General features: G+C 70.7%; 12 protein-coding genes. 7 read left to right on the top strand and 5 right to left on the bottom strand.

Going from position 1 to position 8,755, the window contains the following annotated elements; all coding sequences use genetic code 11:
• The 3 genes from ABT245_RS25065 to ABT245_RS25055 all read right to left on the bottom strand — a co-directional run.
• The coding region (locus tag ABT245_RS25065) for a cation:proton antiporter (RefSeq protein WP_351737154.1) at window positions 1-745 on the bottom strand (745 nt) is incomplete at its 3' end.
• Window positions 746-1,238: 493 nt separating this feature from the next.
• Window positions 1,239-1,520 (bottom strand): DUF3040 domain-containing protein, encoded by a 282-nt coding sequence (locus tag ABT245_RS25060; protein ID WP_351737152.1) that lies wholly within the window; start codon window positions 1,518-1,520, stop codon window positions 1,239-1,241.
• A 643-nt stretch (window positions 1,521-2,163) separates the two neighbouring features.
• Window positions 2,164-2,973: an SAM-dependent methyltransferase gene (locus ABT245_RS25055; RefSeq protein WP_351737150.1), complete on the bottom strand. Its 810-nt coding sequence runs from the start codon at window positions 2,971-2,973 to the stop codon at window positions 2,164-2,166.
• 219 nt (window positions 2,974-3,192) lie between these two features.
• Here ABT245_RS25055 and ABT245_RS25050 point away from each other — a divergent pair, with 219 nt between their 5' ends.
• Window positions 3,193-4,275: a fatty acid desaturase family protein gene (locus tag ABT245_RS25050; protein WP_351737148.1), complete on the top strand. Its 1,083-nt coding sequence runs from the start codon at window positions 3,193-3,195 to the stop codon at window positions 4,273-4,275.
• A gap of 227 nt (window positions 4,276-4,502) precedes the next feature.
• On the opposite strand, the gene ABT245_RS25045 is transcribed toward ABT245_RS25050, so the two are convergent.
• Entirely contained in the window at window positions 4,503-4,721 is a 219-nt protein-coding gene (locus ABT245_RS25045) for a hypothetical protein (protein WP_351737146.1), read from the bottom strand.
• Window positions 4,722-4,918: 197 nt separating this feature from the next.
• Here ABT245_RS25045 and ABT245_RS25040 point away from each other — a divergent pair, with 197 nt between their 5' ends.
• Genes ABT245_RS25040 through ABT245_RS25020 form a run of 5 tightly spaced genes read left to right on the top strand, consistent with a single transcriptional unit; the run spans window position 4,919 to window position 6,510 of the window.
• A complete protein-coding gene (locus ABT245_RS25040) occupies window positions 4,919-5,761 on the top strand; it encodes a helix-turn-helix domain-containing protein (protein ID WP_351737144.1) in 843 nt (280 codons plus the stop codon).
• Window positions 5,743-5,952, top strand: coding sequence for a DUF397 domain-containing protein (locus ABT245_RS25035; protein WP_351737142.1), 210 nt, complete (start codon window positions 5,743-5,745; stop codon window positions 5,950-5,952). Before ABT245_RS25040 ends, ABT245_RS25035 begins: the two co-directional genes overlap by 19 nt.
• Window positions 5,952-6,137 (top strand): DUF397 domain-containing protein, encoded by a 186-nt coding sequence (locus ABT245_RS25030; protein WP_351737140.1) that lies wholly within the window; start codon window positions 5,952-5,954, stop codon window positions 6,135-6,137. The genes ABT245_RS25035 and ABT245_RS25030 overlap by 1 nt, the downstream gene beginning before the upstream one ends.
• A complete protein-coding gene (locus ABT245_RS25025; protein WP_351737138.1) occupies window positions 6,137-6,322 on the top strand; it encodes a DUF397 domain-containing protein in 186 nt (61 codons plus the stop codon). The genes ABT245_RS25030 and ABT245_RS25025 overlap by 1 nt, the downstream gene beginning before the upstream one ends.
• Window positions 6,322-6,510: a DUF397 domain-containing protein gene (locus ABT245_RS25020; protein WP_351737136.1), complete on the top strand. Its 189-nt coding sequence runs from the start codon at window positions 6,322-6,324 to the stop codon at window positions 6,508-6,510. Before ABT245_RS25025 ends, ABT245_RS25020 begins: the two co-directional genes overlap by 1 nt.
• A 6-nt stretch (window positions 6,511-6,516) precedes the next feature.
• On the opposite strand, the gene ABT245_RS25015 is transcribed toward ABT245_RS25020, so the two are convergent.
• On the bottom strand, window positions 6,517-7,236 hold the full coding sequence (locus ABT245_RS25015) for an FAD binding domain-containing protein (RefSeq protein ID WP_351737134.1): 720 nt from the start codon (window positions 7,234-7,236) through the stop codon (window positions 6,517-6,519).
• A 655-nt stretch (window positions 7,237-7,891) separates the two neighbouring features.
• Between ABT245_RS25015 and ABT245_RS25010 the strand changes: the two genes are divergently transcribed.
• Complete coding sequence (locus ABT245_RS25010) at window positions 7,892-8,734, top strand: FkbM family methyltransferase (RefSeq protein ID WP_351737132.1); 843 nt, start codon at window positions 7,892-7,894, stop codon at window positions 8,732-8,734.
• Window positions 8,735-8,755: the final 21 nt, after the last annotated feature.

The raw sequence follows: 8,755 nt of genomic DNA, 5'->3' as shown, positions 1-8,755 counted from the left end.
TACCGACGAGGAACGCGCCGACCGCGGCGGAGACTTGGAGTTGCTGTGCGACTCCGGCGATCAGCAGGGTCAGCCCCAGCACCACCAGCAACAGCATCTCGGCGTTGTCGGAGGAGACCGCGCGGCTGACCAGGCGGCCGTGCCGCAGCGCCACGTACAGGACGGCGCCGACCGTGCCCAGCGAGATCAGCAGGGTGACGGTGCCGCCGGCCAGGCTCACCCCGGCGAGCAGGGCGGTGAGGATCGGCAGGTAGACCGCCATGGCCAGGTCTTCGAGGACGAGCACCCCGAGGACGACGGGGGTCTCCCGGTTGCCGATCCTGCGCAGGTCGCCGAGCACCTTGGCGATCACCCCGGACGAGGAGATCCAGGTCACCCCGGCGAGCGCCACGGCGGCGACCGGGCCCCAGCCGAGCAGCAGCGCCGCCAGGGCGCCGGGGACCGCGTTGAGGACGAAGTCGACGGCCCCCGAGGGGAACTGGGTCTGCAAGGTGGTGACGAGTTCGGAGGCGCTGTACTCCAGGCCGAGCATGAGCAGCAGCAGGATCACACCGATCTCGGCGCCGGTGGCGACGAAGTCCTGACTGGCCGTCAGGGGCAGGATGCCGCCATGTCCGAAGGCGAGCCCGGCGAGCAGATACAGAGGTATGGGCGAGAAGCCCATCCGCCCGGCGATGCGGCCCAGCAGGCCCAGGACGAGAATGATCGCCCCGAGTTCGATGAGCATGGCGGTGGTGTCGTGCACGGGCGTCTGACCTCCGTCGATCGGTTCGGTGGCGGCGTCTGTGCCTTCGCGGGTGCCGGGCGTCGGACGGGTCGTCCGTGCCGTTGCGCATGCGCATGTCCGTTGGCCGGCCCGGCGGCTCGATGTCGTCCCACGGTGGGAGGGGTGCCGGGCGGTGAGTGCGGGTGCCGTAGGGCGGATCCCGCGGTGGGAGAGGGCCGGATCGGCGGTGGATCCGGGGCGTCAGCGGGAGCGGTGGTCGCTCAGGGCGGCGCTGTCGGTATCAGGAACGCTGTCGCGGGCGGTGTTGCCGACGCGGGCACGGACGGCGGCACGAGCGCGGACGACTCGGTCCATGTCACGCCCCCATCACATCAGCCGGGAACCGGCGACCACCAACGACTGAGCATGCTTACGCTCAACAGAGCGTAAGCGCTCGGTAAAGGAGTCTATCGCATCCCGGAACGGGCCCTCAGGAGAACGTCCAGGGCGTCCACGTCGGCGCGCGGGAACCTCATCGCGACGACCCGGACCGCCGCCGGGCCCGGTCGGGGTCGAGGAGCTGCACGGCGATGCCCATGACGACGAGGCCGGCCGCGATCAGCAGCCCGTGCGGCAGGATGACGCCCAGGGCGAGCGCGGCGCCACCGGTGGCCAGCCCCCACCAGGCGCCGGTACGCCGGTACTCGCGGGGTCGCGCGGGACGCCCGGATCCGAGGGCGCGGGCGAAGCGGGGATCGTCCCGCGCCAGCCGTGCGGCGAGGTCGACCAGGCGTTCGTCGTCGAACTGGGTCACGGCTCCATCCCTCCCGAACCCGACACCGTCACGGAGCCCGCCTGTCACAGGTGACGCGACCGGTCCGCCGGACCTCCAGGCTCTCCCCCGCCCGCGGCCTGCCGCCATCAGGTTCGACCCTCATCCTTCCTGGTGGTTGCCCCCGCACGGAAGCACTCACGCATACCGGGCGTACGGCCCGGAAGACGGGTGCTGCCACGGATGGCGCACCGGCCGGAACACCACCACCCCGGGGGCAGCGGAGCCGTGTTCGGCTCGGCCGTCTCGCCGTGCCCGCCGGCCGGCGGCCGCGGGTCGCGCGGCGACGCGGGTACGCCCGGCGCCGCCGGCACGACGGGCGAGGGCGCCTGGCCCCTCGTCGGGGACGGCGTCCAGCCCCTGCGCGCGTTCCGGCGCGACCGGCCCGGCCGGGGCAAGACGGCCGGGGCAAGACGGCCGGAGCAGGACGGCCGGGGCAAGACGGCCGGGGCAAGACAGCCGGGGCAAGACAGCCGGAGCAGGACGGCTGCGGCAGGTCGGCCGGGGCAGGACGGCTGCGGCAGGTCGGCCGGGGGACCGCGCCGCTGCGCTTTCACAACCGCTCGGCACCGCGGTGCGTCCCAGGTCGGCCGTGCGGGCGCGCCCCTGCGGGCGCTACCTCAGCTCACCCTTCCTTGTAGCCCACGCCGCACCACATCGGCAGCGGGCCGCCCTCCGAGACGGTGTCGGCGTCGGGGCGCCACCGCGGCAGCTCGACCACCCCGGGGTCCAGAATCCGCGTGCCCTCGAAGAACCGGGACACCTGCGCATGCGTGCGCGCCGCCGCCTGTTCGGCGGCCCGCTCGTTGTAGACGCGCATGGACTCCGAGACCTCGTCGGCGCCGATGTCCGAGGCCGGGTGCGACAGGACCAGGTAGCTGCCGGCCGGGAGGGCGTCCACCAGCCGCCGCGCGATCCCGTACGGGTCCTCCGCGTCCGGGATGTACTGGAGGATCGCCACCAGCATCAGCCCCACCGGCCGGGACAGGTCGAGGGTGTCGCGCGCTCCCGCGAGGATGCGGTCGACGTCCCGCAGGTCCGCCTGGAGGTAGTCGGTGGCGCCCTCCGGTGTGCTGACCAGCAGGGCCTGGGCATGGGCGAGCACGACCGGGTCGTTGTCGACGTAGACGACCCGCGCGCCCGCGTCGGCCCGCTGCGCCACCTCATGGGTGTTGTCGGCGGCGGGGATGCCGGTGCCGATGTCGAGGAACTGCCGGATCCCGGCGCGGCTCAGCTCGCGGACGGCCCGGCCGAGGAACGCGCGATTGGCCCGGACGGCCGGGATGATCTGCGGGTTCGCGGTCGCCGCGAGGCGGGCCGCCTCCTCGTCCGCCGGGTAGTTGTCCTTGCCACCGAGCCACGCGTTGTAGACACGCGCGGGGTGCGCCACCGAGGAGTTGAAGGGGGCCATGCCGCCGGTCAGTCTGTCGCTCATCGTTCGGTCCTACTCGCTCGCGTGTGCCGACGCGAGCACATTAACCCACGTTCTGATCACCAATGTGTCCTGCGGCAGGGCGAGTTCGAGATACGGGAAAGGCCCAGGTCGGCGCTCCGAGGTGGTGGCAGCACCCTGGGGTTGCTGGGGACAGCCCCCGGCCGCTTCGGGTGCCTGGCAGGCTGTCCCGGCCGGTCCCGCATCCCGAGACTCGACAGCATGACGATCTCCACGGACACCTCCGTCGCGGCCGGAACGCCCGCCGCCGCCCGCCGGACGCCCGGCTCCGGCTCCGCGGCGGGCAGCGACTTCGCCAGGCTCTCCCAGCGGATCACGGCCGCGGGCCTGCTGGACCGGCGGCCCGGCTACTACACGGCGCGGCTCGGCCTGGTGATCGCGCTGCTGGCGACGGGCTGGGGGATCTTCTTCGCGCTCGGCGACACCTGGTGGCAGCTCGCGGTCGCCGCCTTCATGGCGCTGATGTTCGGTCAGGTCGCCCTCGTCGCCCATGACTTGGCGCACCGGCAGGTCTTCCGGCGGCGCCGGCCGAGCGAACTGTGGGGCCGCCTCTTCGGCAACCTCGGCATCGGCATGAGCTACGGCTGGTGGATGAACAAGCACACCCGCCACCACGCCAACCCCAACCACGAGGAACTGGACCCCGACGTCGCCCCCGACATCCTGGTGTGGTCCACCGAGCAGGCCCGGCACAGCCGCGGCCTGGCCCGGCTCATCGGCGGCCACCAGGCCTTCCTGTTCTTCCCGTTGCTGACGCTTGAGGGCTTCAACCTGCATGTGGCGAGCGCGCGGGCACTGCGCTCGCCGTCCATGAAGAACCGCCTCCTGGAGGGCGCCCTGCTCTTCCTGCACATCGCGGGCTATCTGTCCGCGCTGTTCCTGGTGCTCTCACCCGGCAAGGCGGTGGCGTTCCTCGCCGTGCACCAGTGCCTCTTCGGCGTGTACCTCGGCTGCACCTTCGCACCCAACCACAAGGGCATGCCCACCTTCAGCGGAGACGAACGGCCCGACTTCCTGCGCCGCCAGGTGCTCACCTCCCGCAACGTGACCGGCGGCCCGCTCACCGACGTGCTGCTCGGCGGCCTCAACTACCAGATCGAGCACCATCTCTTCCCGAGCATGCCCACGCCCCATCTGCGACGGGCCCAGGTCATCGTGCGCGCGTACTGCGCGGAGATCGGCGTGCCCTACCACGAGACCGGGCTGCTCCGGTCGTACCGCGAGGCCCTGACCCATATGCACCGGGTCGGAGAACCGATCAGGCGGCAACACAAGGCGTCCTGACCGCGCGCATATCCCCTGTCTGCTCCGGGCGTTGGCCTCCGCGACCGGCATCCGCAGCAGTTCGTCCCGGCTCAGCCGCCGAAGCCGCTCCGGGTCCGCGTCCCAGGGGCGGCCACCGGCGAACGGACTGATCCGCAGATACGGCCCCGCGCGCCCCGTGACCCGCCCGGAGCGGTCCCGATCCGGGTCGTGGACCGCCTCTCCGATGCCAGGGGCCTCCTCATCGGTCATGAGGCGATCCCCCTGAGGATCACGTCCGCGATCATCAACGCGACGGGCGCGGAGCAGACCCCGAGGTGGACGAGCGCGTACCGTGCCTCGCCCTCGCGTTCGTCGGCCCACGGGGTGCGGACGTCCATCGCGGGCAACTGGATGCCGGCCCGGCTCAGGGCGGCGGCGAGGGCGTCACGGGCGTCGAGTGCTTCCTGGATCTTTGGCGGGGTCATGAGTCGTCCTTGTCGGTACGGTTCCGGTGAATCCCCAAAGCGGCTACGCAGCCTGGATTACGCTGCGTAGCCCGGGTGTCACGAGAATGCGCCCGGGAGACGACCGGTCACGCCGTGGACGGGCCCTGCTTCCCCGTCGTACGGAGCTGGTTCCACATCTTCCACATGGACCACGCGCACACCTCCGAGGAGGCGGCATGCCGCAACGACGTGCCATCACCGGCCGCAGCCAGGAACCACGACAGCGGTTCGCGGAAGAACTGCGCACCCTGCGGACCGACAGCGGGGCGAGCCTGCGGCAGCTCGGCGAACGGCTCGGCTGGGACTGGTCGTTGTTCGGGAAGATGGAGAAGGGCGAGACCCTGGGCAGCCCCGAGGTCGCCCAGGCCCTGGACCAGCACTACGGAACACCGGGCTTGCTGCTGGCCCTGTGGGAGCTGGCCGCGGGCGACCATACGCAGTTCCGGGAGCGGTATCGGCGGTATATGACGCTGGAAGCGGAGGCGGTGAGCCTGTGGCACTTCGCGGTGAGTGTGCTGCCGGGGCTGTTGCAGACGCCGGGGTACGCGCGGGAGGTGCTGGCGGCGGGCGGCCTCCTGGGAAGGGAACTCGACCAGCAGGTCGAGGCCCGGATGGGACGGCGGGAGTTGCTGGAGGGGGAGGATGCGCCGCCGTTCCGGACGATCCTGTCGGAGGCGGTGCTGCGCACGCCGTTGCGTGATGCCGGAGAGTGGCGAGAGCAGTTGGAGCACCTCATCGAAGCCGCGGAGCGCCCGAACGTGACGATCCAGGTGCTTCTGCAGAACGCAGGACTGCACGGTCTCGTGAGCGCCGACATGTGGTACCTGCTACTTCCCGAAGGAAGGACCGTCGCGTATACCGAGAATGGATACCGCGGCGAACTCATCGAGGAATCGGGCCCCGTTGTCCGATTGCAGAAGACGTACGATGCGGTGCGCGACCTGGCGCTCACCCCAGCGGAGTCGCGCAAGTTCATCCTGCGAATGTTGGAGGAAGCGACGTGCGACCCATCGACCTGACCACCGCCTCCTGGCGCAAGAGCAGCTACAGCAACCAGGATGGCGGAGCTTGCGTCGAGGTCTCCGACGACTTCGACGCTGTCGTCCCCGTACGCGACACCAAGGACCCGCACGGCCCTGCCCTCCTGTTCCCCGCGGACGGCTGGACCACCTTCGTCGCCGCCGTCAAGGATGGGCGGTTGAGCAGCTGATGAACTGGCGCAAAAGCAGCTACAGCAACCCTGATGGCGGCGCCTACGTCGAAGTCTCCGACGACCACACCGCCCTCGTCCCCGTGCGGGACAGCAAAACCCCGCACGGCCCTGTCCTGCTGTTCCCGACCGACGGCTGGTCCACCTTTGTCACGGCGGTAAAGGAAGGGCGGTTGAGTAACTGATGACCTGGCGCAAGAGCAGCTACAGCAACTCTGACGGCGGCGAATGCGTCGAGGTGCGTGACGACCACACCGCCCTCGTCCCTGTACGGGACAGCAAAACCCCGCACAGCCCCACGCTCCACTTCCCCGCGGACGGCTGGGCCACCTTCGTCGCCGCCGTCAAGGAAGGGCAGTTGAGCGGCTGATGAGTTGGCGCAAGAGCAGCTACAGCAACCAGGACGGCGGCGAATGTGTCGAGGTCTCCGACGACCACGCCGCCGTCGTCCCCGTACGGGACAGCAAAACCCCGCACGGCCCCACGCTCCTGTTCCCCACCCACGGCTGGACCGCCTTCATCGCGGCCGTCAAAGCGGAGCGCCTGCGTACGCCGTAGGGGGCGTCAGTCTCGGCTCAGGAGGTCGGCAACCTGGTCGGCGATCGTGGTCCACGCCTCGTCCGGGAGGTCGCCGAACTCCTGTCGCCGCAGTGCGCGCAGCACCTGCTCGGCGTCGGTGTCGGCCGCGCACGCCGCGCTGCCGCTGAGCACGTCGTAGCCGTCGCGGACAGCGACCCTGAGCCGGTCACGGCCGTCCGCGTCCGCGTGCAGCGCCGCCGCGACGACCAGTGGCGGCGGCCCGCCGGCCTCGCCGGGCAGCTTGCGGTAGGCGCTGGCGAGCGGGGCCCGCCAGTGAAGGCTGAGCAGCAGTGGGCGTTTGGCGGTGACCTCGGCCAGGTCGGTCTCCTGGATGCCGTCGGCGTCCAGGACCCGGGCGCGGGCGTCCAGGACGAGGGCCGCGGGCAGCAGGCACCGCAGGGCGCTGCCGACGATGTTGCCGCCGACGGTCGCCGTCCGGCGCACGGCGCCGGTGCCGATGGTGGCGGCGGCCAGGCGCAGTACGTCCGGCACCCGCCCGTCCACCCGGTTCAGCACCACGGCGCCGCCGAGGGATTCCCGCCCGATGACGTTGGCCTCCGGCAACTCGTGCAGAGACATGGCCTGTTGGGGGAAGCCGTCGCGTTGCCAGGTGGCCCACACCAGGGTCGCACCGCCGATCGGGACGGCCTCCTCCGCCAGGCACTCCTGGGCTTCGGGCACGGTTGTGGGGAACCGCAGCAGCACGGCGACCGACCTGCCTTTCGTGGGAGGTGAAGGCGGGAGAGAGGCGAGGGGTCGACCGTCGTCCCACCGCACGGCGCATCTTCGCCGCACAGCGGGGGGCGCGTACAGGGCTCACATGAGCATGGCCAGGGAAACTGACGGGCCTTCAGGACGAGAATCGATCAGTCGCCTTCCGTGCATTGGAGAACGGCCGTAATTCCGAGCGCGGAGTTCGGGGAGACACCCGAGGAATTCCCGCGAAAAAGTCCGCCCGGGCCCGCCACAGGGTTCACGGGGACGAAGGGGTGGGATTCCATGGGTGAGTTCCACGAGCGATGCACGCCGGACGCGACGGCGGGGGCATGAGTGGACCTCGACACCGAGCAGCACGCCCATCTCGGGCAGGCCGTCGGCGTCCGTATGCCGGACGCCGCACAGGGACCCCGCCGGGCAGGGGCCTCAACCGCTGCGAGGTGGGCTCCCCCGGGGACTCACCACACGGCTCTTCTGCCTGACGCTCCACGGCCGACCGCGCCAGACAGTCTGAGCGCCGGGTTAATTCGAGGCGAATTCCCTGGTTCACCGGTAAAGGCCGGCTCGCATCCGTACCCGAGCCGGCCTTTTTGTCTTCTGCCCAGCCGGCGAAAGCTCCCGGCCAAGGCGTTACCATCGCGCAATGCGTATCGCCCAGCTCCAAGAAGCCAATGCCCGCATGCTGGCCCACGCACCATCCGTCCGGCCGGTCTCCACGGGCGACATCATCCGTACTCACCGCAAGAAACACCCTTACCGGGGATATGTCGAGATCGACTCCCCGTACTGCGCGCCGTTCATCATGTTCTGCGTGAACGACGACGCGGTCGCCCTGGACACCCTGTGGAACGGGCGGTTCGGCTACGAACCGGGCAGCCTCGCCACCTGGTCCCGGCTGGCGGCGAACAGTACGACGATCGCCGATGTCGGCGCACACGTCGGATACTTCTCGCTGATCGCCGCGCTCGCCAACCCGAAGGCGAAGGTCCACTCCTTCGAGCCGGTGGACATGGTCCACGCCCGGCTCTCGGTGAACCTCCGCTCGAACAACGTCCAGAACGTGCGGCTCTACCAGGCGGGCGTGTCCAGCGAGCCGGGCTGGGCCGACATCAGCGTCCGCTTCTCCGGGAACCTCCTGTCGACCGGCTCCACGCTGGAGCACGCCGCCGCCGACGCGCAGCTCAAGCGCATCCGGCTCCGCGCGCTGGACGAGGTGTTCGCCGACGCCAGGCTGGACCTCGTCAAGATCGATGTGGAGGGCCATGAGATGTCGGTGCTGCGCGGGGCCCGGCAGGTACTGAAGCGCGACCGGCCGACGGTGATCCTGGAGGCGCTGGTGGACGCGCCCCTGACTCCGCTCCTCGCCGAGTTCGAACCGCTCGGCTACGACTCCCACTGGATCACCGAGCACGACGGCACCCTCGTGCCCTCGTACGCGCCCCGGCCGCCCAGGACCCGGAACCTGCTCTTCACCCCGCGGGACTGACGAAGCCTGTCGCGGGCCCTG

It is taken from the genome of Streptomyces sp. NPDC001508 (assembly GCF_040298665.1).
Classification (GTDB): domain Bacteria; phylum Actinomycetota; class Actinomycetes; order Streptomycetales; family Streptomycetaceae; genus Streptomyces.
Note: the sequence above shows the minus strand (reverse complement) of the source record. Positions and strands in the feature narration are given on the sequence as shown.

What these genes read in the sequence shown, in the direction of transcription:
- ABT245_RS25055 (WP_351737150.1), bottom strand. Translation starts at nt 2,973, where the DNA reads ATGAGCGACAGACTGACCGGCGGCATGGCCCCCTTCAACTCCTCGGTG.
- ABT245_RS25040 (WP_351737144.1), top strand. Translation starts at nt 4,919, where the DNA reads ATGCCGCAACGACGTGCCATCACCGGCCGCAGCCAGGAACCACGACAG.
- ABT245_RS25045 (WP_351737146.1), bottom strand. Translation starts at nt 4,721, where the DNA reads ATGACCCCGCCAAAGATCCAGGAAGCACTCGACGCCCGTGACGCCCTC.
- ABT245_RS25025 (WP_351737138.1), top strand. Translation starts at nt 6,137, where the DNA reads ATGACCTGGCGCAAGAGCAGCTACAGCAACTCTGACGGCGGCGAATGC.
- ABT245_RS25030 (WP_351737140.1), top strand. Translation starts at nt 5,952, where the DNA reads ATGAACTGGCGCAAAAGCAGCTACAGCAACCCTGATGGCGGCGCCTAC.
- ABT245_RS25010 (WP_351737132.1), top strand. Translation starts at nt 7,892, where the DNA reads ATGCGTATCGCCCAGCTCCAAGAAGCCAATGCCCGCATGCTGGCCCAC.
- ABT245_RS25050 (WP_351737148.1), top strand. Translation starts at nt 3,193, where the DNA reads ATGACGATCTCCACGGACACCTCCGTCGCGGCCGGAACGCCCGCCGCC.
- ABT245_RS25020 (WP_351737136.1), top strand. Translation starts at nt 6,322, where the DNA reads ATGAGTTGGCGCAAGAGCAGCTACAGCAACCAGGACGGCGGCGAATGT.